Raw genomic sequence first — 25,966 nt, 5'->3', positions numbered from 1 at the left:
TTCCCCCATAGCCTTGCCGCGCGCCGGTGCCCGGTCGGCCCGGCCCGGCAGGGATGGGGGCAGCTCGGTGAAGCGCACATCGCGGGACATCCGTACGGCCAACCGCTATCAGGTGCTGCGCCAGATCATCGCCGCGTCGCCGACCTCCCGGCAGGAGCTGGCGGCCGCCACGGGGCTCAGTCTCGCCACCGTCGCCACCCTGGTCGGGGAGCTGCTCGGCCTCGGCATGATCACCGAGGTGGGTTTCGAGGACTCGGCCGGCGGCCGTCCCCGGGGCCTGGTGGCCGTCAACGCGTCGGGGGGCGCGCTGATCGGTGTGGATCTCGCCGAGACCTATGTGCGGGTCGAGCTGTTCGACCTCGCGCTGAACGTGCTGGCCCGCGCCGAGGAGGGCATGCGCCCCGGCGAGAGCCGGCCCGAGCAGGTCGTGGGGCATGTGGCCACGGCGGTGGGGTCGGTGGTGGCGCAGGCCGGGGTGGCGGGCGCGCGGGTGCTCGGGGTCGGGGTGAGCGTGCCGGGTCAGGTGGACCGGGACACCGGGATCTCCGAGTACGCGCCGAACTGGGACTGGCACGACGTCCCGCTGCTCGACCTGCTCACGGAGCACATCGCCTATCCCCTGCACCTGGACAACCCGTTGCGGGCCTGCGCGGTGGCCGAGCTGTGGTTCGGGGCGGCGCGCGGTTGCGGGGACGCGGTGGTGGTGAACCTCGGGACCGGGGTGGGCGCCGGGCTGGTGCTGGGCGGCGGGGTGCACCGGGGGGTGAGCAACAGCGCCGGTGAGTGGGGGCACACCACCCTCGTCCTGGACGGCCGCCCCTGCCACTGCGGCAACCGCGGCTGTGTGGAGACGTACACCGGCGCGCCCGGGATCATGCTTAACCTGCGGGAGCTGAGCCCGGACAGCCCGCTGCTGCGGGCCGACGACCAGACGGCCACCATCGACGCGCTCGCCCGGGGCGTGAGCGCGGGCGATCCGGTGGCGGTGGAGGTGCTCGGGCACACCGCCCGCTACCTCGGCGCCGGGATCGCCGATCTGGTCAACCTCTTCAACCCGGAGGTGGTCGTGCTCAGCAGCTGGGTCGCGGCCGCGTTCGGTGAGCCGCTGCTCGACGAGGTCCGCGCGGCCGTCACCCGGCACGCGCTGCGCCGCCCGCTGGCCGCCACCCGGATCGTCCTCTCCCCGATCCCGACCGATCCGGTGTGCCTGGGAGCGGCGACGTTCGCGCTGGAGGGCGCGTTGCAGTCGGCCGGGAAGCGCGCCGGGAACCGTACCGCCGGCAGTCGCCGGTAACCCCCGTCCCGTTCGTCATCACGAACGAGTCGCAACGCTTCGCACAGGCTTTGTCCAACCCCTTGCCGAAGTATTGGCCGAAGGTTAACGTCCCGCGCACCGCAAGTCCTGCGCACCGCAAGTCCTTGAGCGCCATCCCGCCGACAGCCGCACTCGAGACAAGGACGTCGCCATGCCGGCATCGAGCAACAGCACGTGGGACCGTCGATCAGCACTCCGCGCCGCCCTGGGCCTCGCCGCCGCCGGCGGACTGGCCGCCTGCGGCGGCAACAACGGCCGCGGTGGCGGCGGCTCGGGATCGGGGAAGAGCCTGGTCCAGTACTTCCACGCCTACGGTGAGGCCGGCACCGAGCAGGCGATCAAGCGGTACGCGAAGGCGTACGAGGAGGCGGACGTGACCACGCAGTGGATCACGGGCTCCAACTTCGAGAGCAAGCTGTTCGCCTCGCTGCTCACCGACAAGGCGCCGGACGTCTTCGAGTTCCACCCCCAGATCCAGCTCGTCAAGAGCGGCCAGGTCGCCGATCTGACCGACCTGGTCGGCCCGGTGAAGGACGACTTCAACCCGGCCGACATCCAGTCGCACACCGTCGACGGGAAGATCTACGGCGTGCGGATGATCGACGACCCGCAGTTCTTCTTCTACCGCAAGTCGCTGTTCGACAAGGCGGGCGTCGGCATCCCCCGGACGCTCGACGAACTCCTCGCCACGGCAGCCGAGTTGACCACCGACAAGGTCAAGGGCATCTACCTCGGCAACACCCTGCACTCGATCGTCAACCCGATGATCTGGGCGTCCGGCGCCGACACCCTGGACGAGAACAACGAGATCGCGTACCACACCGACGGTGTCGTCGGCGGCTTCCGCACCCTGCGCAAGCTGTTCACCAGCGGTGATCTGCTGCTCGACGCGCCGACCGACTTCTGGGACCCCTCCGCGCTCAACCAGGGGCTCACCGCCGTCCAGTGGTGCGGCATGTGGGCGATGCCGCAGATGCAGGAGGCGCTCGGCGACGACCTCGGTGTCTTCCCCTTCCCCAAGGTCACCGACGCGGGCGAGCAGACCGTCTACAACGGCGGCTGGTCGATGTTCGTCAACGCCAAGGGAAAGAACGTGGAGGCGGCCAAGGAGTACGTGAAGTGGCTGTGGATCGACCAGAAGGAGTACCAGGAGGACTGGGCGCTCTCCTACGGCTTCCACATCCCGCCGCGCACGTCGCTCGCCGAGTCCGCCGACAAGCTCAAGTCGGGCCTGCCGGCCGAAGGCGTCAGGCTGTTCAACGAGTTCGGGCACTTCGACAACATCGGCTGGACCCAGGCGATGATCACGGCCCTGGAGGACGTCCTCGCCAACTGTGTCCGCAAGGGCGGTGACCCGGAGGCCGAACTCGACAAGGCCGACGGGAAGGTGAACCGCGAACTCGACAAGCTCTTCGGATAGCGCGGCGGACGGGCGGACACGTGATGTCGACCACCACCACACGCGAGGTCACCGGTCCCACCCCCGCCCGGCCGCGGCGGAGCCTGCGGGCCCACAGCACCCTCGCCTTCTGGCTGTTCACCGGGCCCTTCCTCATCGGCCTGCTGATCTTCGTCTACGTGCCGATCCTCTGGAGCGCGTGGCTGTCGTTCTTCGAGGCCCGCTTCACGGTCACGCCCAGCGAGTTCGTCGGCTTCGAGAACTACCGGACGATGCTGACGGACGACGAGTTCATGGGCTCCCTCGTCACCTTCACCGTCTTCGCCGTCATCATCGTCCCCACCACCTGGGCGCTGTCCCTGGCGCTCGCGCTGGCGGTGAACCGACTGCGGTTCATGCGGGCGTTCTTCCGGTCGGTGTTCTTCCTGCCGACGGCGGTGAGCTACGTCGCCGCCTCGCTCATCTGGAAGATGTCCATCTTCAACGGCGTGCGCTTCGGGCTCGCCAACACCGTCCTCGGCTGGTTCGGCGCCGACGACACCGCCTGGCTGGCCAGCCCCGACCCGCCCTGGTACTGGCTGGTCATCGTCACCGTACGACTGTGGCTCCAGGCCGGGTTCTACATGATTCTCTTCCTGGCGGCCCTGCAGAACATCCCGCCGGAGCTGTACGAGGCGGCGGCCATCGACGGGGCGAAGCCCGGCTGGCAGACGTTCCGCCACATCACGCTGCCGCAACTGCGCGCCACCTCGACCGCGGTGGTCCTGCTGCTGCTCGTGGCGGCGTACCAGGCCTTCGACGAGTTCTTCAACCTGCTGTCGAAGACCACCTGGGGACGCCCACCGCTGGTCGAGCTGTACTACAAGGCGCTCGGCGACAACCAGGACTACGGCGCGGGCAGCGCGGGCGCGCTGATCCTGACGCTGCTGATCTGTCTGGTGACGCTGCTCCAGGGCCGGATCATGGGCTTCGGCAGGTCGGAGGGAGCCAAGTGACCACCAGGACACCGCGCCGGGTCCGGCGCGGGAACGTCATCGGCTCGGCGGGCCTGTACGCCGCCACGGCCGTCGCCGCGCTGCTCTTCCTCGTCCCCTTCTACCTGATCGTGCGCAACGCCCTGTCCACCGATGCCGAGATCACGGGCGAGGAATGGAGGTTCTTCCCCACCGACGTCCAATGGGGCAACGTCACCGAGCCGTTCGACGATCCGACGGTCGACTTCGCCCGGTCGCTGTGGAACTCGGCGGTCGTCGGCGTGGCACACACCGTCGGCACGCTGCTGGTCTGCTCACTCGCCGGATACGGTCTCGCCCGCATCCCGTACCGGCACGCCGACAAGGTGTTCTACGCCGTCCTGGTGACCCTGATGGTGCCGACCGCCGTCACCTTCGTGCCCAGCTTCGTCCTGGTCTCCTCGCTCGGCTGGGTGGACAGCTACCGGGGTCTGATCATTCCGGGCCTCTTCAGTGGTTTCACCTGCTTCCTGTTCCGGCAGTACTTCCTGGGGTTCCCCAAGGAGCTGGAGGAGGCGGCGCGGGTGGACGGGCTCGGCCACTGGGGCGCGTACTGGCGGGTCGTCGTGCCGAACTCGCTGAACTTCTTCGCCGCCATCGCCACGATCACCTTCATCAGCGGCTGGAACTCCTTCCTGTGGCCGCTGGTCATCGGCCAGGACCCGAGCGCCTGGACGGTCCAGGTGGCCCTCTCCTCCTACATGACCAACCAGACCGTCAACTTCCATCTGATCTTCATGGCCACGGCCATATCCATCCTTCCCCTGGTGTGCGTGTTCCTGTTCCTCCAGCGCTGGCTGGTGCAGGGCATCGCGCAGACCGGTATCAAGGGCTGAGCCAGGACCGATCTAGGAGACCCATGTCATTGCGCACCCCGGCGACCGGCTATGTCGAGGACGTCTCCCCCGGCCGCGGGACCCTGCCCCCGCGCGCCTGGTACGCGTCCTCCGACGCGGCCTCCCTCTCCCTGAACGGCGGTTGGCGCCTTCGGGTGTCCCAGGCCGCCGACGCCGAGGACGACTCGTTCGCCGCGCCCGGGTACGACGCCGGGAGCTGGCCGGAGGTGACCGTGCCCGGCCACTGGGTGCTCCAGGGCCACGGCGCACCCATCTACACCAACCACCTGTACCCCTTCCCGGTCGATCCACCGCACGTCCCCACCGAGAACCCGACCGGCGACCATCTGCGCGTCTTCGACCTGCCCGGGGACTGGCCGGGCGAGGGTGAGGCCGTGCTCCGCTTCGACGGGGTGGAGTCCTGCGCCCGGGTCTGGCTGAACGGCACGGACATCGGGGAGTTCAAGGGTTCCCGGCTGCCGCACGAGTTCACGGTCGGGCACCTGCTGAAGCCGACCGGGAACGTCCTCGCGGTCCGGGTCCACCAGTGGTCGGCGGGGTCGTACCTGGAGGACCAGGACCAGTGGTGGTTGCCCGGCATCTTCCGCGACGTGACCCTGCTGCACCGTCCGGCGGGCAGCGTGGGCGACTTCTTCGTGCACGCCTCCTACGACCACGTCACCGGCGCGGGCACCCTGCGCGTCGACTCCGACGTCGAAGGCCGGGTGACCGTAACGGAGTTGGGCATCGACGTGGCGGCCGGCGAACCGGTCACCCTCCCGGTCGAGCCGTGGACGGCGGAGACGCCCCGGCTGTACGACGGGGTGCTGGCCACGGCGGGCGAACGCGTCCCGCTGCGCATCGGCTTCCGTACGGTCGTCGTCGAGGACGGCCTGATCAAGGTGAACGGAACACCCTTGCTGTTCAAGGGCGTCAACCGGCACGAGTGGCACCCGCGCAAGGGCCGCGCGCTGGACCTCGACACCATGCGCGAGGACGTGCTGCTGATGAAGCGGTTCAACGTCAACGCGGTCCGCACCTCCCACTACCCACCGCACCCGGCCTTCCTCGACCTGTGCGACGAGTACGGGCTGTGGGTGATCGACGAGTGCGACCTGGAGACCCACGGATTCGTCGAACAGGACTGGCGGGACAACCCCGTCGACGACGACCGCTGGACCCCGGCCCTGCTGGACCGGGCCGCGCGCATGGTCGAGCGGGACAAGAACCACCCGTCGGTGGTGATGTGGTCGCTCGGCAACGAGGCCGGCACCGGACGCGGACTCACCGCGATGGCCGACTGGATCCACGACCGGGACCCCTCCCGCCCGGTGCACTACGAGGGTGACACCGGCTGCCGCGACACGGACGTGTACTCGCGGATGTACCCGCCGCACGAGGAGGTCGAGCGGATCGCACGGGGCCTGGACGGCGGCACCCACCGCAGGCGGCGACTGCCGCTGATCCTCTGCGAGTACGGGCACGCCATGGGCAACGGTCCCGGCGGACTCACCGAGTACCAGGAGCTGTTCGAGCGGTACGACCGGCTCCAGGGCGGCTTCGTCTGGGAGTGGATCGACCACGGCGTCGAGCACCCGGAGCTGGGCTACGCCTACGGCGGTGACTTCGGGGAGGAGCTGCACGACGCCAACTTCGTCTGCGACGGGCTGCTGTTCCCGGACCGTACGCCGTCACCGGGGCTGATCGAGTACAAGAAGGTGATCGAGCCGGTCCGGATCGAGGCGGGCGACGCGGACGGCACCGTACGGGTGACCAACCGGTACGACTTCGCGGACCTGTCCCATCTGGAGTTCGAGTTCTGCCACCAGGTGGACGGCTGGCCGACGGGGGCGCACCCGCTCACCGTGCCGCCGCTCGCCCCCGGGGAGTCGGCGGAGGTCAAGCTGCCCGAGGCGCCGGACGGCAAGGGCGAGGAGGTGCAGTGGAGCGTGCGCGCGCTGCTCGCCGAGGACACGCCCTGGGCCGGAAGGAACCACGAGGTGGCCTGGGCCCAGGGAACGGTGACCCACCGCGCCCCGCTGCCCGCGGCGACCGGCGTACGGCCCGCCGTCGACGGTGACCGGATCACCCTGGGCCCGGCGGTCTTCGACGCCCGCACCGGCGCGCCGCGCACCCTCATCGGTGTGCCGGTGCGCGATCTGCGCCTGGACGTGTGGCGGGCGACCACCGACAACGACGACGGGGCGACCTGGCAGACGGACACCCAGTACGGGCCGCTCTGGCGAGAGTTGGGCCTGCACCGCATGCGGCACCGGCTGGACGCGGTCGAGACGGACGGTGACGCGCTGACCGTACGGACCCGGGTGGCGCCCGCCGGCCGGGAGGCGGGCCTGCGGACGGCGTACCGCTGGACCTCCGACGGCACGCATGTGCGGCTGACCGTCTCGGTCGTGCCGGAGGGCGAGTGGCGGGTGCCGCTGCCCCGGCTCGGCATCCGCTTCGGCCTCCCCGGGGCCACCCCCGAGGACGCCGTGTTCTGGTTCGGCGGCGGGAACGACTCGTACCCGGACACCCGGGCCGCGTCCAAGGACCTGCTGTGGGACGCGAGCGTCGGAGAGCTCCAGACGCCCTACGTCCGCCCGCAGGAGAACGGTGCCCACGCGAACACGCGCTGGGCGGAGATCGGCGGTCTGCGGGCCGACGGCGACCCGGAGTTCTGGTTCACGGCCCGGCCCTGGACCACCGAACACCTGGACGCCGCCCGGCACCGCACCGACCTCACCCCCGGCGACACGGTCTGGGTCCACCTGGACCACCGGCTGCACGGCATCGGCTCCCAGTCCTGCGGCCCGGGCCCGCTCCCCCAGTACTACCTGTGGCCCGAGCCCGCCGAGTTCTCCTTCGTCTTCTCGGAGCCGCACGACTGACGGAACTCAGTGGTCCGCGCAGCAGGGTGTGGGGTCCGGGGCCTCGAACGGCACGAGGGTGCCGCCCAGGGCCGGGGTGGCGGCGAGGACGAGTTCGTCCCGCTGCCACTGCGGCCGCACATGGTCACGGGTCACCAGGCGGGTCTCCGGGCCGGGTGGCTCGGGTGTGCCCAGGACCGTCACGCGGGCGATCGCGGAGCCGGCGAGCAGCTCCGCGACGGTCGTCGTGCCGGTGAGCGCGGAGACGCCCGGGTAGAGCACCGCGCGTCCCACCTCGTCGGGCAGGCCCGGGGAGACGGCACCGTACCCCGCGAGCCGCTCCCGGAGGGTGTCCGGGAGCGGCCGCGAGGGCAGGGACAGGGACACCGCGACGCGCGGACGGTCGTCGCGTACGAGGTGGGTGCAGCCGAACGTCTCCTCGGGGAGGGCGAGTTCGGCCGCCATCCGGTGCAGCAGGTGGTCGGCGTCGAGCAGATCCCTGATGCCCGCGTCCACGGTGAGGGCGTACGGCGTCACGACGGCAGGACCCACACCGGGTTGGAGTAGAACCACAGGTCGCGCCACGGGTCGGCGTCGCCCACGACGTCGATGGCGGGGCCCGCCGGGTCGACCTTCGCGCCCATCACGCCGACGGCGGACCGGTTGCCGTCGGTGCCGCGCAGCCGGACGTACACCGGGCGGTCGACGCGGCCGAGGTCGAAGGTGACGCGGACGGTGCCGGCCGACTTGTCGATGTCGTACGACCTGGCGACCTTCGCCGTGGGCGCGGTGAACGTGTCCTTGTCGGCGACCGGGCCGGTCACATCGCCCTGGATGACGTCCACGCGGGCGAGCTCGGGGGTGAACCCGGCCCAGTTGGGGCCGCCGGCGAGGGCGATGTCGGCGGTCAGCGTGACCTTGGTGCCCTTGCGGACGTGCAGGGCGCCGCCGAGGGTGGCCCAGCGGCTGCCGCCGGAGACGCGGACGTCGAGGCCGCTGACGAGCTGCCCGTGGTCGACCCAGACGCGGCCGGCGCGGATGCCGTCCATGACGGCGGCGTAGGAGAACCCGTCGGCGCCGACGTGGGTGCGGCTGTACTGGCCGGGCCAGTAGTCGCCCTGGCTGACGTCGATCTGCCCGCCGTAGACGGGGTCGGGGTACCGGCCGTCGGCGTTGAAGTCGCCGCCCGTGCCGCGTGCGGCGGTGTCGGCGTACACCTGGTGGGAGTCGGAGTTGGCGGTGATCCACCAGGGGCGTCCCTCCGCGAGGAGGCTGTCCCACAGGCCGCCGACGGTGGCGGTCATCCAGTCGAAGCCGCCCCAGGTGCGGTAGCTCTCCAGCGGGTAGCCGGGGAAGGAGTTGGCGCCGGGGCTGCCGTCGTAGATGCCGCGGGCGCGGCCCATGCCGAGCGGCTTGGGCAGGCCGGCGGCCTGGTGGCCGGGGGCGCCCTCGAAGCCGACGGCGATCTGCCGGTCGCCGGTGCCGGTGGCGTCGCGCCAGGCGCGGATCTCGTGCGGGGAGTCGATGCCCTTGCGCGCGGGGTGGTTGGCGAGCATCAGGGCGTCCTTGACCTTGCGCCGTCTGACCTGCTCGGCGAGGAAGTTCAGCCCGGCGACGGCGAGGGCCTCGTTGGCCGGGGTGGAGTCGGTGGCGCCCTTGACGCCGCCGTCGTAGTCGGTCTCGAACTGCTTGAGGACGGAGACCTCGTTGCGGCCGGGGTGGACGAAGACGGTGCCGTGCTCGGCGGCCGGGATGTTCCACTCCAGGCCCTGGAAGACGAGGGTGTCCTCGTAGGCGGCGCGGGCCTCCTTGATGTCCGGGTTGACCTTCTCGACACCGATCTTGGCGTGGGTGGTGCTGCCGTGGTCGGTGATGACCAGCCAGTCCATGCCGTGCCGGGCGCCCTGGCGGACCTGGTCGACGACCCGGTACTTGCCGTCGCTGCTGTACTGGGTGTGGATGTGGTGGTCACCGGCCAGCCACAGGAAGCCCTTGCCCCTGCCGGTGCCGCGGCGGCTGTCGCCCGCCGCGTGCGCGGGCGTGGCCGCGCCGGCGCCGGCGGAGAGCACGGTGCCGGCCGCGAGGCCCGCGCCGAGCAGCCCGGCCCGGCGCAGCAGCGTACGGCGGGACCTCTGCTCGGGGTTCAGCGCCTCGTCGGGCACGGAGGTGTCGAAGGCGGCGGGCAGCGGAGCCGTCGTTTCGTCATGGTGGTGATGGTGTCCGTGTCCGTGTCCGTGTCCGTGCGCGTGCCCGTGACCCATGGTGTGCCTCCTCGTTGCCGCGGCGCGATCACGCCGCGTGTGGAGGATCAAGGCAGCGTATGAACGTTGAACAACGTGCGGATGAGCGGCGCATGCCCTGGACACGGCGGCTCGCCCGCACCTGATCGGTAGGCTGGGCGCTTCCTGTCGGGTTTGCTTCGGAGGCCTCCATTCCCCGCGCCGGACTCACCACCGACCGTCTCGTCGCGGCCGCCGCCGACCTCGCCGACGAGGCGGGCTACGAGAACGTCACCCTGTCCGCGCTGGCCCGGCGTTTCGGCGTGCGGGACGCGAGCCTGTACGCGCATGTGCGCGGCCTGCGGGACCTGCGCACCCGGATGGCCCTGCTGGCGGGCGGGGAGATGATCGACCGGATCGCGGCGGCGGTCGCCGGGCGGACCGGCAAGGAGGCGCTGGCCGCCTTCGCGGGCGCCTACCGGGAGTACGCCCTCACCCACCCCGGCCGTTACACGGCCACCCAGATCCGCCTGGACCGGTCCCTGGTCACCGACTCCCCCGCGATGCGCCGCACCGCCGAGGTCACCTACGGCCTGCTCCGCGCCTACGGCCTGGACGAACCCGACCTCACCGACGCCGTACGCCTGCTGCGCAGCACCTTCCACGGCTACTGCGCCCTGGAGTCCTCCGGCGCCTTCGGCGACCCCCGCGACCACGAGGCATCCTGGAACAGGGCGATCGACGCCCTGCACGTCACCCTGGAGAACTGGCCCCGGGAGCCGGCTGGTTGACCGCAGGGAGTGCGTACGCCCCCTAGGTCCGCGGGCGTTTCGGCCTCGGCGCTACCGGCCGAGCGCCCCGATCTCCTCGTACGCCGGTGTCGTGCCCTCCGGGATCCGGTGGCCCGACCGGATCCCGGCTGCCGTGTCCACCGCGGCGCCGAGCGCCCGGCGGTACAGCAGCGAGCCGAGGCTGATGCGGCGGACGCCGAGGTCGGTGAGGTGGGGGACGGAGGGGCCGGTGGGTGAGTAGAGGATGTTGAGGGGGACGCCGTCCAGGCCGCGCACCAGGGCGGCGATCTCCCGGGGGCCGGTGAGGCCGGGCACGAACACGCCGTGCGCGCCCGCTCGGACGTAGGCGTCGAGGCGGCGGACGGTGTCCTCGCCGTCGCCGAGCCAGTACGTGTCGGTGCGGGCGTTGACGAAGAGGCCGGGGGCCGCCGCGCGGACGGCGGCGATCTTCGCGGCGTGCCGGTCGGCGGGACCCGGTCCGTCCTCCAGGTTGATGCCGGCGGCGCCCAGGGCGTACAGCTCCCGGGCGAACTCGGCCACCTCGTCCGGGTCGTCGCTGAAGCCGCCCTCCGCGTCCACCGAGAGCAGGAACGGTCCCGAGCCGAGGGTGAGGGCGAGCCGCAGTGTCTCCTCGCGGGTGGCCGCGGCCCCGTCGGGCAGTCCGGCCGCCGCGGCGACGCCCAGGCTCGTGGTACCGACGGCCCGGAAGCCGTGCGCGGCCAGGAGGTGCGCGGAGGCGTGGTCCCAGGCGTTGGGCAGCAGCAGGGGTTCGTCCGCGTGGTGGAGGTCGGCGAAGGCGGTCATGACAGGTCTCCGACGGCATCGGCGTAGTAGACGGACTCGGTGAGGTGGCGGGCGAGTTCGCGGAAGCTCCAGCCCTCGCCGGGCGAGTCGTCGAGCTGTTCGTCGGTGAGCGTGTCGAGGCGGTTGGCCCAGACGCGGGCGAGCCGGGTGAGGCGGCTGCGGGCCTCGTCGAGGTCCTGCGGGGTGAAGGGGGCGAGGTCGGCCCCGGTGGTGATCAGGGAGGCGTGCCAGTGGTCGGGCTGGGGCTCCTCGCCGACGAGCCGGGCCTCCATCTCCGCGAGGTGGTCGACGAGGTGGTCGGCGACGCGGCGGATCGCCTTGTGCGGGGTGTAGATGCGGCCGTCGACGTGTGCGGGTTCACCGTCCCAGCGGGTCCAGGTGGCGGCCAGCGCGAGGACGTGGTCGACCATGCCGGTGACGGCCGTGGAAGGGGTACCGGTCTGCGTGTTCTCGTTCATGCGGCAACGCTAGAAGCGGGACGCTTCGGTGCCGGCCGAACCGTCCGGGTGTGAGGGTGGGCCTGGGGCGCCCCGGTTCCGGTCGGAGCGCCCCAGGGGTTCATCCCACCCTGACCGCGCCCTCGGGCACCAGACGCAGGTTCAGCAGTTCCTGGCGGACCAGGTCCGCGTACACGGTGGCGCCGTGCACGGAGGTGTGCGTGTTGTCCCGTTTCTCGTTGTAGAGGTACAGCGCCTTGGAGCCCTCCGCGCCGAGGGACTCCACCAGTTCCTTGGTCCGGGCGGTGAGGTCGATCAGCGGGACGTCCCGGTCGGCGGCGACGGAGCGGATGACGGCCGGGTGGTCGACGCCGAGCCCGTTGACCAGCAGGGCCGTGCCGTTGTCCAGGGTGCCGTCGGTGTTGAACCAGCGTCGCACGACCGGGGTCACGAGGACCGGCTCGCCGCCCCGCTCCCGCACGCCCGCCACCAGGGACTCGAGGTTGGCCCGGTAGGTCGCCTCGTCGGTGGTCTTGTCGTTGTGGGCGAGCTGGATCAGGACGAGGTCGCCGCGCCGGATCAGTGGCCGGACGGTGTCCCAGAGGAGCGGGTTCCCGAGATAGCTGACCGTACTCTCCCCGGAGTCCGCGTAGTTGGCCACGGACAGCCCCTTGCGCAGGTACTGGGGCAGTTGCTGGCCCCACCCGGAGTACGGGTCGCCGGGCTGGTCGCAGACCGTGGAGTCGCCGACCAGGAGGATCTGCCGGGCGTGCCGGGCCGGGGTGACCCGGATGCCGGCGAGTGCGGGCGCGGTTCCGCCGACGGTGAGGTCGAGTCCGGGTGCGCCCTCGGCGCCGAGGGGTTCGCCCTCGGGTGTGCGGACGTTCACGGTGAAGCTCCGCACGACACGTTCCCCGGCCGGTGCGGCGGTCTCCGGGAGCAGGGCGCGCCGGGTCTCGCCGCCGAGGGCGGTGCTGGACGCCCGGTCGCCGCCGAGGGTGACCCGCACGTCGTAGGTGCCGGGCGGCAGGTCGAAGTGGCAGGCTGTGGCCGTGCAGTTCTCGATGCCGGGGGCGGGCGGACGCTCCTTGTGCTGCTGTGCCTGGGCCGGTACGGCCGACAGGCCGATGCCCAGGGCCACGGCCGTCGTCACGGCGGCCCGGACGGGTGCGCGACCCGGTCTCATGTCCCGCGTGTCCACTGCTGGTTGGTCCCTCCGTTGCAGGTGTATGTGATGATCGCGGCGGAGTCGGCGGTGGACGCGCCGTTCACGTCCAGGCACTCGCCGGTGGCGCGGGACCTGATGGTGACGTAGGAGCCCGTGGTGGTGACCGACCACTGCTGGCCGGTCGCGGAGGCGTCGCAGTTCTCCTGCGAGACGGTGCTCGCGTTCTCCCGCACGCACAGGCTGCTGTCGCGGACCACCAGTTGGTGGTAGCCGCCGCCGACGGACCTGAACCAGTACTTCTGGTTGCCGCCGCCGTTGCAGTCGTACTGCTTGATCCGGGTGCCCTGCCACAGCGACCGGCTGGTCACGTCGGCGCACTTGCCGCTGTGCCGGGCGATCAGCGTGTGGTACGTGGCAGCGGTGCCGTCGACCGTCCCGGCGGCCGTGTCGACGGTGACCTCGGGCGACCAGGACAGGGACATCGACGTGGACGACGGGAAGGTCAGCGGCAGCCACACGTACCGGGAGTCGTTGACGGTCCCGCCGAAGGAGTTGCCCCAGCGGTCGCCCAGGTAGAGGTACGAGGTGCCGGAGGAGCCCTGCACCGGCAGGACGTACGCGGTCTGCGAGCCGTAGGCGGTCGGGTCGCCGACGTCGCGCATGGCCGACCAGGGGCCGGAGAGGCTGGTGGCGGTGGCGTACCGCTGCTGGTTGGGGTTCCAGCCGGTGGCGCCCGAGGTCAGCATGAAGTAGACGCCGTTGCGCTTGAACAGGGCGGGGGCCTCGCGGTGGCCGCCGGGCCAGGGGTTGGCGACCAGGCTCGCGATGCCGGTGTGGTCGGCGGTGAGCCGGTAGATGTGCAGGTCGTAGTTCTCGCGGGCGGCGGAGACCATGTAGCCGGCGCCGTCGGTGTCCGTGAAGACGGTGATGTCGCGGGACATGTGCTGTCCCAGCGGCCGGAAGCTGCCCCGCCAGGTGTAGTCGCCGTCCACGGTGTCGGAGACGGCGACGGCGGCGCGGGCCTCGCTGTAGTCGCTGCCGTTCTCCTTGTGCATCCACATCACGAACTGGCTGGTGGCCGCGTTGTACATGACCTTGGGCCGCTCGATGTTGGCGGTGGCGAGCTCCGGGTGGCTGTCCTCGGTGAGGACGTGGTTGCGGAACTCCCAGTTCTTCAGGTCGGTGGAGCGGTAGGCGTCCACGTAGCGGAAGGTGTTGTCGGCGTTGCGGTGTTCGCCGAACCAGTAGTAGTACGCGCCGACCTTGAGGACGCCACCGCCGTGGGCGTGCACGGGGCTGCCCGAACCGTCGGTGAACTGCGTGCCGTTGGCGATCGTCTGCGGGGCGGCCTGCGCGGGCCCGGCGGTGGCCAGGGCGCCGGCGAGTGCGAGACAGAGGGCGAGCAGTACGGCGTACGCGCGTCTCATGTCACGCCCCCTCCCCCGTCGCGGTGTCGGCCACGGGGACGCCGAAGTCGGGGGTGCCGTCCGGCTTCCAGCCGAGCTTCTGGATCCTGGTGTGCCGGTTGGGGTCGTGCAGCGGGTCGCCGACGATCTCCTTGTACTGGCGGGCGTGGTAGACGAGCACGTCGGTACGGCCGTCCTCGGCGACGGTGAAGCAGTTGTGGCCGGGGCCGTACTGCCCGGTGGTGTCGTTGCTGGTGAAGACGGGGACGGGTGACTTGGTCCAGTTGGCGGGGTCCATGAGGTCGCTGTCCTCGTCGGCGGTCAGCAGTCCCACGCAGTAGTTGTGGTCGGTGGCGCTGGCCGAGTACGTCATGAAAAGCCGGCCGTTGCGGTGCAGCACGTAGGGTCCCTCGTTGACCGCGAAGCCGATGCGTTCCCAGTCGTACTCGGGGGTGGACAGCCGCACTTGAGGGCCGGTCAGGGTCCAGGGGTTCGCCATCTCGGAGAGCCAGACGGCGGTGTTGTTGTCCATGCCGGGTTCGTGCTGGGCCCAGGCGAGGTAGCGGGTGCCGCGGTGGGCGAAGGTGGTGGCGTCCAGGGAGAAGGTCTCCCACGCGGTTCTGATCCGCCCCTTCTCGGTCCAGGTGCCCTTGAAGGGGTTGGGGTGGGCGTTCTCCAGCACCCAGATGCGGATCGCCCACACGTCCTCGGCGGGCGCGGCGGCGAAGTAGATGTACCACTTGCCGGCGACGCGGTGCATCTCCGGCGCCCAGATGTGGGCGCCCATGTCCCCGGTGGGGTGCGCCCGCCAGATCACCGACTCGGCGGCACGGCCGAGCCCGCCCAGGGTGCGGGAGCGGCGCAGAATGATCCGGTCGTACTCGGGGGCGGTGGCGGTGAAGTAGTAGAAGCCGTCGGTGTGCCGGGTGATGTGCGGATCGGCGCGACGGGGGACGAGCGGGTTCACGTACGGGGCTGCCTTCGGGTGTGCGGCGGCGTCGGCCACGGCGGGTGTCGCGGCGGCCAGGGCGCCCGCGGCGAGGGCGCCCTTCAGCAGGAGTCTGCGGGCGGGGGGCGGGGACGGGTCGGGCAGGTGGTCGTCGGTGGCGCGGCTCATGCGGTCTGCCTCTCGTGGGGAAGATGACAAGCACTCGCTCTTTCGATATGTCGAACATCGTCTGAAACGACGAACGTCGAAAAGGTAAGGGCGTGTCACGGAGAGGTCAACGGGTCCGGCGGGACGTAACCGTCAGGGTTGCGCGGGCGGGACGGCCCAGCCGGTGGCGGCCACCACGTCCCGCGCGATGTCCACGACGGGCCGTCCGTCCGTCACCACCCGTACCGTCCCCTCCGGGGCACGCCGGTCCAGGAGCCGCGCCTTGCGGAGACTCCCTTCCAGCTCCCGCTCCAGTTCCGAACCGATCTCCCGGCCCGTCAGCCGCTCGCGGGCGGTGGCGTCGGAGGCGGTGAGCAGGACTCGTACGATCCTCACCCCGGCCCCCATGGCACGCTCGAACATGCCCGTCGCCTCGGGCAGCACGCTCACGGTGTTCGTGTAGACCAGGCGCCGGTAGCCCCGCTGGGCGAAGTTGGCCCACACGGCGGTCAGATTGCTCTCGGTGATCTCCGAGCGGTGGGGGTCCCCCTCCGGCGCCGGATGCACCTGCCCCATGAAGTCGCCCTCGACGATCGCGTGGGAGACCGCCGCGGCACGCAGCCGCGCCGAGACCTCCCACGCCACCGTCGTCTTGCCGACTCCGGCCCGTCCTCCGACGAGCAGTACCTCAGCCCGGTCCATACGGGCAGCGTGCCAGTCGGCGGCCACCTCCCGCGATCCGATATCGGTCCCGTCCCGGGCGGAGGCGTACGCGGGGCCCTGTCCTATCCGGCCGTGCGGCGCACGACGACCGTGGCGGAGCGCGGCCGGTCGCCCGGCCGCAGTCCCGGCCAGCCGCTCACCGCGCGGGGGTCGTTCGCGTCCGGGGCGCCCCAGCGGGCGGTCCGCTCGCCGGGGTGCTGGATGTTGACGAAGAGCGTCTGCCCGTCCGGGGTGGCGTCCACCCCGGTGACCTCGGCGCCGCGCGGGGCGGTGAGGAAGCGGCGGACGGTGCCGGTCGCGACGTCCGCGGCCAGGAGGGCGTTGTTGCCGGCCTCCCGGTACGCGGCGCCGGGGCCGTTCAGCGCGTGTCCGGAGATCCCCGTCGAGATCCACAGGGTGCCCCGCGCGTCGAACCACAGGCCCTTGGGCGCGAGGAAGGCCGCCTCGGGGGACCGCTGGTCCCCGGCCGACAGGAACTCCTCCCAGCGCAGCCCGTCACCGGCCGTCTCCCGCCACCGTACGACGCGCCCGTGGGGGTCGGCGTCCCCCAGCCGCGGCACCGCGCTCCCGGCGCCCGAGTCCGAGCACCGGGCCGTGCCGTTGCCGCCCGCGAGCGCCAGGTAGACGTGGCCGTCGACGGGGCTCACGGCGACCCGCTCCGGCCGGTTCAGCGCGGTGGCGCCCAGGGCGTCGGCGGCGAGCCGGGCGCGTACCAGCACGTCGCTCTGGTCACGCCACCCTGCCTTACGGGTCAGCGGGCCGTGCCCGTGCCGCAGCGGCAGCCAGGCCCCGGTGCCGTCGGCGCGCAGCCGCGCCACGTAGAGCGTGCCGTCGTCCAGCGGGCTCCGGCCCGGGGCGCGCCGGCCGTCCGCGCTCACGTACTTGTACAGGTGGCCGCCGTCCACGGCGTCGGTGCTGTAGACGACGGCACGGCCGGCGCTCCCGGTCACCGTCGCGCCGCCGTGCGTGAAGCGGCCGAGGGCGGTCCGCTTGACCGGCGCGGAGGACGGGTCGCGCGGGTCGAACTCCACGATCCAGCCGAAGTGCCGGGGGTCCGCCTCCGGGCGGGACAGGTCGAAGCGCGGGTCCGAGCGGTGCCACGGGTGGCCGAACCCGGTGGCGGACAGCCCGTAGCGGATGTCCTCCTCGGTGCGCCGCCAGGCCGGGTCGTCCGTGCCGAAGCAGGCATGGAAGTCCTCCTCCGCGGCCAGGCACGTCCCCCAGGGCGTGACGCCGACACCGCTGACGGCCGGCACGCCGCGCGATCCGCCGTCGACCGCGACCGGACCGGAGAACCGGGTCGGCGTGTCCGCCGTGATCCTGCGGCCCAGCGCCGAGCCCACGGTCCTCCAGGTCCCGCCGGACTCCCGCACCTCGACCACGGTGACACCCTGGGCGGCCATGGCCGTGCGGGAGTCGTCGCCCAGCAGCGCGGGGTCGGCGCCCTCGTGGCCGATGACCAGCAGACCGTGCCGGCTCGCCGCGGCGCCGTCCGCCAGGGGGACGTACCGGATGCCGTGATGGTGGCTGCCGACCTGCCGCGCCTGCGCGGTGGAGCCGTCCGCGTCCGCCCCGGACGTGCGTATCCGCTGCCCCCACGGGGCGATGACGTCCGCGCGGTACCCGGCGGGGACGGTGACGGCGTCCGCCTCGCTGGCCGCCACGGGTTCGAACTGTGACAACGGCGGGCGGCTGTCCCCGGCGGCCCGCCGCCGCGCGGAGCCGTCGGCCGCACCGGGACCGTCGGCCGCCGCGGCGCCGGGTGCCCCGACGGCCAGCAGTCCGGTGGCGGCCAGCGCGCCGTACGCGACCACACCGCGCCGCGACGGGCCCCCCGACGCCTCCCTCCCGTTGCTCAGCTCTTCGTTGCCCGACGCTCCGTCACGCATCAGAACCTCCCCTGGTTGAGAGCCGTCTGCAGGGCCCGGGTGGTGCCCGCTCCCCAGTCACCGTCGACGACCAGACCGGCACCGGTCATCTTGTTGAGGTGCTGCTGCATCGCCTTCACGGTGGCCTGACCGATGTCGCCGTCGACGACGAGGTCGGCCCCCGCCCAGGTGTTGAGGTGCTGCTGAAGCGCACGCTTGGAAGCCGGCCCCCATTCCCCGTCGGCGGTGACCCCGATCGCACGCTGTGTCGCGGCGATCGTCGCGGGGCCGAACTCCCCGTCGACCGTCAGGCGTTCCCCGTCGGTGTAGGCGGTGTACGCCGCCTCGGTGGCGGGTCCCCACATTCCGTCCGCCGCCGCACCGACCTTGGTCTGCAGCCACTTCACCCCGGCCTCGGTGAGCGGGCCGAAGACGCCGTCCACGTCCAGCGCCGGGGTGTGGCCCAGGCCGTTGACCGCGCTCTGCTGGGACCGCACGGAGCGGATCGTGGTGACTCCGCCACCGCCGAAGTTCGGTGACCCGGTGTACGTCGCGTAGGCCTGCTCGGTGTCGGGTCCCCACAGGCCGTCCGGCGCGGTGCCGACCTTGGTCTGCAGCCACTTCACCCCCGCCTCGGTGAGCGGGCCGAAGCTGCCGTCCACATCGAGTGGCGGGGTGTGGCCCAGGCCGTTGACCGCGATCTGCTGCGCGGCGATGGAGCGGATCGCGGCGTACCCGCCCCCGCCGCCGCCCTTGCCGATGTACGCCACGTACGCCGCCTCGGTGAGCGGACCCCACAGCCCGTCGGGATCCGTACCGACCTTGGTCTGCAGCCACTTGACCCCGGCGCTGGTGAGCGGGCCGAAGCTGCCGTCCACGTCCAGGGGCGGCGAGTAGCCGAGGCTGTTGACGGCCCGCTGCTGGGCGGAGACCGAGCGGACGCTGACCAGTCCCGTTCCGGGAGTGCCCGGATCACTGCCTCCGATGGGCAGGGTCGACCCGCTCATCCCGTTGATCACCCACAGCCGCAGCGCCGAGCCGGGGCACTGGGTGGAGGCCAGTGCCCCGTGGTAGGTGGCGTCGAGGACCTTGTTCGTCCGTTCGTTGGCGGCGTGGTAGAGGCTGCGGATCGCGTTCTTGGCCGCCGCCGTGGCATCGCCGTCCACGCCGATGAAGCACACCCCGAAGTGGGTGGTGTTGTGCCCGGCGATGTGCGCGCCCAGGTTGTCCCAGCCCCGCCCCTCGTAGATCCGCCCCTGCCAGTCGACGAGGAAGTTGTAGCCGATGTCGTCCCAGCCGTTGGAGTCCATGTGGTAGTTCTGGATCGCCCGCACGGTCTGGTACTTGTTCGCGGCGGAGTAGTGCACGGCGAAGCCGATGCGCTGCCCGTACGCCACCTTGACGACGTCGCGGGGCGGGCGTGCTCCCCACTCCGAGCGGGAGATGACGTCGAGCTGGGCGGGGGCCGACTGGCTCGGCATGCCCGGGTCGATGGCCGACCCCGACTTCGCGTACTCCGTGAGGTTGCCGGGGCAGTCGGTGTCCGGGTTGTTCTTGGAGTGGGGGTAGATCGCGTCGCCGGCCTTGCGGTTGTCCGGGACGGCGGTGCGCAGGTGCCGGATCAGGTCCTTGATCGCGTTCTTCATCGCGGACGTCGGCTGCTGGTACTTCCAGAGCAGGCCGCAGATGGAGTAGTAGCCGGTGTTGCGTCCGACGTCCCCGTAGCCCTCTTCCCGGATGTACCCGGGCGAGTTCGCCTCCCCCCGTTGAAGGCCGCGCCCTTCGTAGACGTGTCCGTGCGGGCACACCAGGAAGTTGTACTCGATGTCCTCGAAGTCCTCGGCGTACTCCTTCGCCCACACCTCGGCGATGTCGCGGCGGCAGTCGTCCTCGGAGTTCAGGACGGGAGGGACGAGCCCGCGGTGGTGGATGAACACGCCGCCCTTCCACGGGGTCCACGCGCGGCCGGTGTTCAGCGGACCCATGCCGGCCTGCGCGACGATGGCCTCCTCCGCCGCCCGGTAGGGGAACTCGTAGTTCCAGTAGACCGTCGCGGCTCTGTCCGCGATGAGTTCCGCTCCCGTCGACGTGTCAGGGACATGGGCGGCCCAGGTGGACCGGCGCAGGATGGTGACGGCCATGGCGGCTCTCTCCAGTGAACGGTGGGCACAGGGGCGTTCCCGGCCAACATTCGCCGCAACTCCACCACCACGCCACGCCTTTGACGCTGGACGCAAAAGCCCGGCTCGGTTCGGCACTCCGGCGGACGGGCCGCCGCCGCGGACGACCCGCCACCGTGAGTCTCCCGATGGGCGTGTTACGCGACGGCGGTCCCCTCGAGCTCGACCAGTTGGCCGGGGATCGCCAGTCGCGTCACCCCGAGCATCGTGGTGGCCGGTGCCACCCCGGCGGCGCCCAGCCGCGCCGCCAGCACGCCGTAGTGGGGGAACAGCAGATCGACGTCGGTGGTGTAGACGTTGAGCCGGACGAGGTTCGCGAGGGACATGCCGGCCTCGCCGAGCACGGCCTCCAGGTTGTCGAGGCTCAGCGCCAACTGCGCCGCCATGTCGCCCTCGTGCCGGGGCCTGCCGTCGGCGCCCGTCGCGGTCTGCCCCGAGACGTACAGGGTCCGGGTGTGCCCGGAGACGACCTCGCCCTGGTTGAACCCCATCTCCACCGACCACGTCACCGGGTTGACCGCCGTTCGTTCCATCGCCACGTCAGCTCCGTTCGCATCAGAATCACGGGAAGTACGTACGTCCGTCGGCTCGGTGACCACCGGCCCCGACGTCGCGGCAACGAGCCTCCCAACCCATCACGACACCCTCTGTCACGTATTCCGATAAAGTTCTCGTATGCGCGCCGACCGGTTGGTCTCGCTGGTGCTGCTGCTGCGTCAGCGCGGTCGGCTGACGGCGGACACACTCGCCCGCGAGCTGGAGGTGTCCACCCGCACCGTGCTGCGCGACATCGAGGCGCTGTCCGCGGCCGGCGTCCCGGTCTACTCCGAACGCGGCAGGCACGGCGGTTTCGCGCTGGCGCCCGGTTTCCGGACCGAGCTCACCGGGCTGAACCACGACGAGGCCCTCGCCCTGCTGGCCGCCGGATCGGGGCGCGGCGAGCAGGTGTTCGGCCTCGGATCGGCGCTCGCCTCGGCCATGCGGAAGGTGGTCGACGCGCTGCCCGAGAGCCACCGGGCCTCCGCGAGCGACGCGGCCCGGCGATTCCTCGTCGACCCGGAGACCGACCTGCTCTCACGCCGGCCGGCCGCCGAGGAGGTGCCCGGCACCACGATGATCGAGGTCAGGCGCGCGGTGCTCGCCGGACACAAGCTGCGCATCCACTACGCGGCCACGGGCCGGACCCCGCAGTGGCGCACGGTGGACCCGATCGGCCTGGTCACCGTACGCGACCGGGGCTACCTGCTGGCCACGAGATCGGGCGCGGACCGCACCTACCGGCTGTCGCGGGTGCTGGCCGCCGAGGAACTCCCCGAACCGGCACAGCGGCCGGACCGGGTCGATCTGGACCGGATCTGGCGGGAGCGCTCCGCGCGGTTCCTCTCCGGCGGCGACCACATCACCGTGCTGGTACGGGTGGACCCGGCGCGGCGGGAGGACCTGCTGGACACCGCGCTGGCCGTCCGCGCGGAAGAACCCGACGCGGACGGCCGGCTGCGGCTGGAGGTGACCTTCCAGGACGCACGGCACGCCGAATGGGCGCTGTGGCAGCTCGGTACGGACGCGGAAGCCCTCTCCCCGCGGTCGTTGCGCGCCTCCCTGCGCGACCGCGCCGCCGCGATGGTCGCCCGCTACGGAGACCTGTCCTGAACCACGGAGGACGACGGCACTCCTGCGGCTCGCGGTCGTCCGCGGGGGCGGTCATGGATCACTGGGGTGTGAAGGTCCCCATCCGGTCCCCTTCCGGCTGGACGACGCCGTACGTCCCCTCCGGGACCGCGTTCCAGGCGCCGGGCAGGTCGCCCAGGGGTTCGGAGACGATGAGGCGGGCGTCGTCGGACATCTCGCGCAGGAAGGCCAGGTCCGGGTGGAGGGAGCGCAGGGTGTCCACGCGGGTGCTGTAGAAGAGCGAGCGCGACTCCTTCTGGCTGGAGTAGCGGAACGACCACAGGCGCACGCCGTCGGTCACCGCGACCGTCATCTGCATCGGGAACTCCACGCCGTGCTCATGGCCGACGCGTTCCACCAGGCCGGTCATCCGGGCGACGGCACCGGGCGGGTCCTCCTCCAGGCCGAGGGTCAGCGAGAGGTAGAACATCATCTCCGAGTCCGTGGAGCCCTCGACGTACGGGAACAGCTCCGGCTCGACGGCCAGCGCGAGGTCGCGCCTGACCAGGTGGAACTCGGCGATCGCCCCGTTGTGCATCCACATCCAGCGGCCGTGCCGGAACGGATGGCAGTTGGTCTGCTGCACCGCCGTGCCGGTCGAGGCCCGGATGTGGGCGAAGAAGAGCGGGGAGACGACGTGCCCGGCGATCTCCCGCAGGTTGCGGTCGCTCCAGGCCGGTCCGATGTCCCGGACGACCGCGGGGCTGTCCTTGTCCGGCACGTACCAGCCCACGCCGAACCCGTCACCATTGGTCGTCTCGACGCCCATCTTGGCGTGCAGGCTCTGGTCGATCAGTGAGTGGGCCGGCCTGTAGAGGATGCTGTCGAGCAGGACGGGAGTGCCCGAATAGGCGAGCCAACGGCACATCGTCCACCGCCTTCCCGGTCAACGGCCGAAACCGCCGTTCCAGGGGCCGTCGTCGCGGCGGCCCAGCGCGAGCCTCGTCACCCGCGGCCAGTCGGGTGCCCCGTTCCCCGGCCGCCTACCCACCGCACCCCTCGGGACGCGCACCCGCAGCGCTCCGGGCACGATCCGGCACACCACGGGAACCGGCAGCAGCACGTGCTCCCCGTCCACGCCGGCCGGGACGGACCGGCGGGCACCTCCGGTTCCACCGCCTTCAGCGCGGGCTTGACGTGCGTACTTGCCGACGGGCTGCGGGCGTGCCCCAGGTCGCCCGCGAGGGGGACCGCCTGATCGGCCGCGTGCTGTCGGAGCCGGACGCGGAGACGCAGGCATATGCCCTGCGGCAGGGCTCGAACGTCCGGTACCGCCTCACGGGCGGCCTGGGCTTCGTCGGTCGGCATCCGGTCCGCGGGCGGCCCGGATACAACCATCGCGGTCCGTGGCGAGTCGGAGACGCCACGATGAGGTGAGGGCCCGCGCGCACCCGGGCCACAGAGATGACATACGATGCGCGCGACCCTCATGAAGATCAAATAAGAGGATGTACACGTCATGGCAATCCGTGCCCCGCGTCGTTCCCTTCGCGGCATATCCGCCGTTGTCGCCCTGCTCGCGATCGGCGCGGTGGGATGCTCGGACGTCTCCGACGCCGTCGACAGCGCCAAGGACGGCGCGAAGAAGGTGGCCCGCCAGCGCTCGGTGTTCTCGCTGGACACCGGCGACTGCTACAACCCGAACGGCAAGGCCGAGGGGGAGGCGTTCTCCGTCGAGATCGTGCCCTGCGACGAGGCGCACGAGGGCCAGGTCGTCGGCGAGTTCGCGATCCAGAAGAAGGGCACGGAGTACCCCGGCGACGACGAGATCTCGGCGATCGCGGACGAGCGCTGCCCGGTCGAGGCGCAGAAGTACGCCCCGGACACCTGGGCGCTCCCCAAGGGCGCCGCCCTCTTCTACTACACCCCGACCAAGGAGAGCTGGGCGACCGGCGACCGCTCGGTGAGCTGCACCTACACCGCGGAGGGAGGCAAGCTCAACGGCTCGCTGGACACCGCGAAGTCCCTCGAGCCCGAGCAGACCACGTACCTCACGGGTTCGAACGCGGTCTACAACGCCCTGTGGGCGAACCAGTCCGAGAAGGACACCATCGAGGACGACCTGGCCGGCTACAAGGCACAGGCCAAGGCCGTCGCCGCCGCCCTCGACACCCACCTCAAGGGCCTGGACGGCATCGAGGGCACCGAGGTCGGCAAGCTCCGCACGACGCTGACGAAGGCGGCCGGGAACTGGGAGAAGGCCGCGAACGCCGCCGACGCCGACGCGTTCTACGTGGCCTACGACCCGGCGTTCACCGACATCGACCCGAACAAGTCGGTCGCCGCCCGCAAGGAACTGGGCCTGGCCACCACCGTCCCGGCCGACGACGCGGAGATCTGGGCGGGCTGACACCCCGCCCCCGTCGGCGAAGAGCCGGTCGCCACCCTGTGTCAGTGCCCTGCGGCATGATGACCGCCGTGAACACCGAGACACTGATAGACGTCTGGCAGCGGCTCCTCGCCGACCCCCGCAAGTCGTGGGTGCTGTTCGAGCACGGCACCTGTGTCGTGCTGACAGCTCCGGAGGGAGAGCCGGCCGAACAGGCCACCGGGATCCTGCGGGGGTTCGGCCCGGCGCACGCCGGGTCCGCGGCAGGGGACTTCGGAGTGATCGACCTCAAGGACGCCGAGGGATGGGTCGTCACCGGGCACCACGCCGACGTCCTCACCTACGTCGGCCCCGATGAGCCCCAGGACCGGTCGGAAATCGCCGTCGGACTGCTCGGACGTTCCAAACGCCACCGGGACGGCACCGAACTCCACGTCGTCCACGTCGAGGACAGGCGGGGCTCGGCGGACCCGGCGTGAGCGCCCTCTAGCCTCGTCGGTATGAGCACCCCTCCCGCCCTCGCCGAGGCACTCGCGGACGGCACGGTCGTACTCGACGGTGGCATGTCCAACCAGCTCGCGGCGGCCGGGCACGACCTGAGCGACGAGCTGTGGTCGGCCCGGCTGCTCGCCGAGGACCCCGAGGCGGTGACGGCGGCCCACCTCGCGTATTTCGAGGCGGGCGCGGATGTCGCCATCACGGCGAGCTACCAGGCCACGTTCGAGGGGTTCGCGCGGCGCGGGATCGGCCGGGAGGGGGCGGCCGAACTGCTCGCTCTGAGTGTGGAGTGTGCCCGTACGGCGGCCCGACGGGCCAGGGTGACGCGCCCGCTGTGGGTGGCGGCCTCGGTCGGCCCGTACGGCGCGATGCTCGCGGACGGCTCGGAGTACCGGGGCCGGTACGGGCTGAGCGTGGCGGAACTGGAGCGTTTCCACCGCCCGCGCATGGAGGTCCTGGCGGGGGCCGCCCCGGACGTACTCGCCCTGGAGACGATCCCCGACACGGACGAGGCCCAGGCCCTGCTGCGTGCGCTGCGCGGCCTGGGCGTACCCGCCTGGCTGTCGTACTCGGCGTCCGGCGACCGCACCCGCGCCGGCCAGCCGCTGGAGGAGGCCTTCGCGCTGGCGGCACGGGCGGACGAGGTGATCGCGGTCGGCGTGAACTGCTGCACCCCGGAGGACGCCGACCGCGCGGTGACCCTCGCGGCGCGGGTCACCGGCAAACCGGTCGTGGTCTACCCCAACAGCGGCGAGACGTGGGACGCCGGGGCGCGGGCGTGGACGGGCCGGTCGACGTTCAGTGCCGGGCAGGTGAAGGGCTGGCGTGAGTCGGGGGCCCGGCTGATCGGAGGGTGTTGCCGGGTGGGACCGGAGACGATCGCGTCGGTGGCGTCGGCGCTGCGGACCCCGTAGCGAACTCGCACCAGACGACCTTGCCGGGGGTCCGCTCCCCCACACCCCACTTGTCCGCCAGCCCGGCCACTAGCAGCAGCCCGCGCCCGCTCTCGTCGGGCTCGTCCTGCGGTACGGCGGGCACACCGCCCCCGCTGTCGTGCACCTCGACGCGGACGCCGTCGGCGTACGGCAGGAGGCGGAGGAGGAATCCACGGCCGGGCGGCACGCCGTGCAGCAGCGCATTGGTCGCCAATTCACTGACGCACAGCAGCACATCGTCCGTGCGCCCGCGCACACCCCAGTCCTCCAGCGCCCGGCGCGCGAACGTCCGTGCACCGGGCACGGAACGACGCTCACGTCCGAAGAAACGCTCACGTGGGGAGGGGGCCGGGGTCGGGGGTGAAGTTTCCTGATTCACGGGACGAGAGTGACGCTCCGTACCCACCATGGAAC

23 protein-coding genes are annotated in these 25,966 nt (G+C 71.7%); 10 read left to right on the top strand and 13 right to left on the bottom strand.

Going from position 1 to position 25,966, the window contains the following annotated elements; translation table 11 throughout:
• The first annotated feature begins 67 nt into the window (after positions 1–67).
• The 5 genes from AMK33_RS02825 (at position 68) to AMK33_RS02805 (ending at position 7,451) form a co-directional block, all read left to right on the top strand.
• Positions 68–1,294: an ROK family transcriptional regulator gene (locus AMK33_RS02825; RefSeq protein WP_073931054.1), complete on the top strand. Its 1,227-nt coding sequence runs from the start codon at positions 68–70 to the stop codon at positions 1,292–1,294.
• Between the two features lie 172 nt (positions 1,295–1,466).
• On the top strand, positions 1,467–2,735 hold the full coding sequence (locus AMK33_RS02820; protein WP_073931053.1) for an ABC transporter substrate-binding protein: 1,269 nt from the start codon (positions 1,467–1,469) through the stop codon (positions 2,733–2,735).
• A gap of 23 nt (positions 2,736–2,758) precedes the next feature.
• A complete protein-coding gene (locus AMK33_RS02815) occupies positions 2,759–3,709 on the top strand; it encodes a carbohydrate ABC transporter permease (protein ID WP_073931052.1) in 951 nt (316 codons plus the stop codon).
• A complete protein-coding gene (locus AMK33_RS02810) occupies positions 3,706–4,563 on the top strand; it encodes a carbohydrate ABC transporter permease (protein WP_073931051.1) in 858 nt (285 codons plus the stop codon). Before AMK33_RS02815 ends, AMK33_RS02810 begins: the two co-directional genes overlap by 4 nt.
• Before the next feature lie 23 nt (positions 4,564–4,586).
• On the top strand, positions 4,587–7,451 hold the full coding sequence (locus AMK33_RS02805; RefSeq protein ID WP_073931050.1) for a glycoside hydrolase family 2 TIM barrel-domain containing protein: 2,865 nt from the start codon (positions 4,587–4,589) through the stop codon (positions 7,449–7,451).
• Positions 7,452–7,457: 6 nt separating this feature from the next.
• On the opposite strand, the gene AMK33_RS02800 is transcribed toward AMK33_RS02805, so the two are convergent.
• A complete protein-coding gene (locus AMK33_RS02800; RefSeq protein ID WP_073931049.1) occupies positions 7,458–7,967 on the bottom strand; it encodes a hypothetical protein in 510 nt (169 codons plus the stop codon).
• Complete coding sequence (locus tag AMK33_RS02795; protein ID WP_073931048.1) at positions 7,964–9,691, bottom strand: PHP domain-containing protein; 1,728 nt, start codon at positions 9,689–9,691, stop codon at positions 7,964–7,966. Before AMK33_RS02795 ends, AMK33_RS02800 begins: the two co-directional genes overlap by 4 nt.
• Before the next feature lie 170 nt (positions 9,692–9,861).
• Here AMK33_RS02795 and AMK33_RS02790 point away from each other — a divergent pair, with 170 nt between their 5' ends.
• Positions 9,862–10,440, top strand: a complete 579-nt coding sequence (locus AMK33_RS02790; protein ID WP_073931047.1) for a TetR/AcrR family transcriptional regulator — start codon at positions 9,862–9,864, stop codon at positions 10,438–10,440.
• 51 nt (positions 10,441–10,491) lie between these two features.
• On the opposite strand, the gene AMK33_RS02785 is transcribed toward AMK33_RS02790, so the two are convergent.
• The 9 genes from AMK33_RS02785 to AMK33_RS02745 form a co-directional block, all read right to left on the bottom strand.
• Positions 10,492–11,244, bottom strand: coding sequence for an isocitrate lyase/PEP mutase family protein (locus tag AMK33_RS02785; protein ID WP_073931046.1), 753 nt, complete (start codon positions 11,242–11,244; stop codon positions 10,492–10,494).
• Positions 11,241–11,702: a hypothetical protein gene (locus AMK33_RS02780; RefSeq protein WP_073931045.1), complete on the bottom strand. Its 462-nt coding sequence runs from the start codon at positions 11,700–11,702 to the stop codon at positions 11,241–11,243. The genes AMK33_RS02785 and AMK33_RS02780 overlap by 4 nt, the downstream gene beginning before the upstream one ends.
• 100 nt (positions 11,703–11,802) lie before the next feature.
• Positions 11,803–12,867, bottom strand: coding sequence for a rhamnogalacturonan acetylesterase (locus AMK33_RS02775; RefSeq protein ID WP_073931497.1), 1,065 nt, complete (start codon positions 12,865–12,867; stop codon positions 11,803–11,805).
• Positions 12,864–14,276, bottom strand: coding sequence for an RICIN domain-containing protein (locus AMK33_RS02770; RefSeq protein ID WP_073931044.1), 1,413 nt, complete (start codon positions 14,274–14,276; stop codon positions 12,864–12,866). Before AMK33_RS02770 ends, AMK33_RS02775 begins: the two co-directional genes overlap by 4 nt.
• Before the next feature lies 1 nt (position 14,277).
• Positions 14,278–15,372 (bottom strand): glycoside hydrolase family 43 protein, encoded by a 1,095-nt coding sequence (locus AMK33_RS02765; RefSeq protein ID WP_073931043.1) that lies wholly within the window; start codon positions 15,370–15,372, stop codon positions 14,278–14,280.
• 132 nt (positions 15,373–15,504) lie between these two features.
• Positions 15,505–16,053, bottom strand: coding sequence for an AAA family ATPase (locus AMK33_RS02760; RefSeq protein ID WP_073931042.1), 549 nt, complete (start codon positions 16,051–16,053; stop codon positions 15,505–15,507).
• Positions 16,054–16,136: 83 nt separating this feature from the next.
• On the bottom strand, positions 16,137–17,963 hold the full coding sequence (locus AMK33_RS02755) for a PhoX family protein (RefSeq protein WP_073931041.1): 1,827 nt from the start codon (positions 17,961–17,963) through the stop codon (positions 16,137–16,139).
• Positions 17,963–20,083, bottom strand: a complete 2,121-nt coding sequence (locus AMK33_RS02750; protein WP_073931040.1) for a peptidoglycan-binding protein — start codon at positions 20,081–20,083, stop codon at positions 17,963–17,965. The genes AMK33_RS02755 and AMK33_RS02750 overlap by 1 nt, the downstream gene beginning before the upstream one ends.
• Before the next feature lie 176 nt (positions 20,084–20,259).
• The gene (locus tag AMK33_RS02745) at positions 20,260–20,655 is read right to left on the bottom strand and encodes a RidA family protein (protein ID WP_073931039.1); all 396 of its coding nucleotides are present in this window, start codon (positions 20,653–20,655) and stop codon (positions 20,260–20,262) included.
• A 142-nt stretch (positions 20,656–20,797) separates the two neighbouring features.
• Between AMK33_RS02745 and AMK33_RS02740 the strand changes: the two genes are divergently transcribed.
• On the top strand, positions 20,798–21,772 hold the full coding sequence (locus AMK33_RS02740; RefSeq protein WP_073931038.1) for a helix-turn-helix transcriptional regulator: 975 nt from the start codon (positions 20,798–20,800) through the stop codon (positions 21,770–21,772).
• Between the two features lie 58 nt (positions 21,773–21,830).
• Here AMK33_RS02740 and AMK33_RS02735 read toward each other — a convergent pair whose 3' ends face one another.
• Positions 21,831–22,658: a class II glutamine amidotransferase gene (locus AMK33_RS02735; protein ID WP_073931037.1), complete on the bottom strand. Its 828-nt coding sequence runs from the start codon at positions 22,656–22,658 to the stop codon at positions 21,831–21,833.
• Between the two features lie 591 nt (positions 22,659–23,249).
• On the opposite strand from AMK33_RS02735, the gene AMK33_RS02725 reads away from it, so the two are divergent.
• The 3 genes from AMK33_RS02725 to mmuM are packed head-to-tail and all read left to right on the top strand — an operon-like array spanning position 23,250 to position 25,531.
• Positions 23,250–24,140 carry a septum formation family protein gene (locus AMK33_RS02725; RefSeq protein WP_073931036.1) on the top strand — a complete coding sequence of 297 codons (891 nt, stop codon included), beginning with the start codon at positions 23,250–23,252 and terminating at the stop codon, positions 24,138–24,140.
• A 56-nt stretch (positions 24,141–24,196) separates the two neighbouring features.
• Positions 24,197–24,598, top strand: coding sequence for a hypothetical protein (locus AMK33_RS02720; protein ID WP_201262961.1), 402 nt, complete (start codon positions 24,197–24,199; stop codon positions 24,596–24,598).
• 21 nt (positions 24,599–24,619) lie between these two features.
• The gene (gene mmuM / locus AMK33_RS02715) at positions 24,620–25,531 is read left to right on the top strand and encodes a homocysteine S-methyltransferase (RefSeq protein ID WP_073931035.1); all 912 of its coding nucleotides are present in this window, start codon (positions 24,620–24,622) and stop codon (positions 25,529–25,531) included.
• Here the strand turns inward: mmuM and AMK33_RS02710 are convergent.
• Entirely contained in the window at positions 25,416–25,961 is a 546-nt protein-coding gene (locus AMK33_RS02710) for an ATP-binding protein (protein WP_201262948.1), read from the bottom strand. The two genes, mmuM and AMK33_RS02710, sit on opposite strands and share 116 nt — an antisense overlap.
• Positions 25,962–25,966 lie beyond the last annotated feature (5 nt).

This window comes from Streptomyces sp. CB02400, from assembly GCF_001905725.1.
Taxonomy (GTDB): Bacteria; Actinomycetota; Actinomycetes; order Streptomycetales; family Streptomycetaceae; genus Streptomyces; species Streptomyces atrovirens.
Note: the sequence above shows the minus strand (reverse complement) of the source record. Positions and strands in the feature narration are given on the sequence as shown.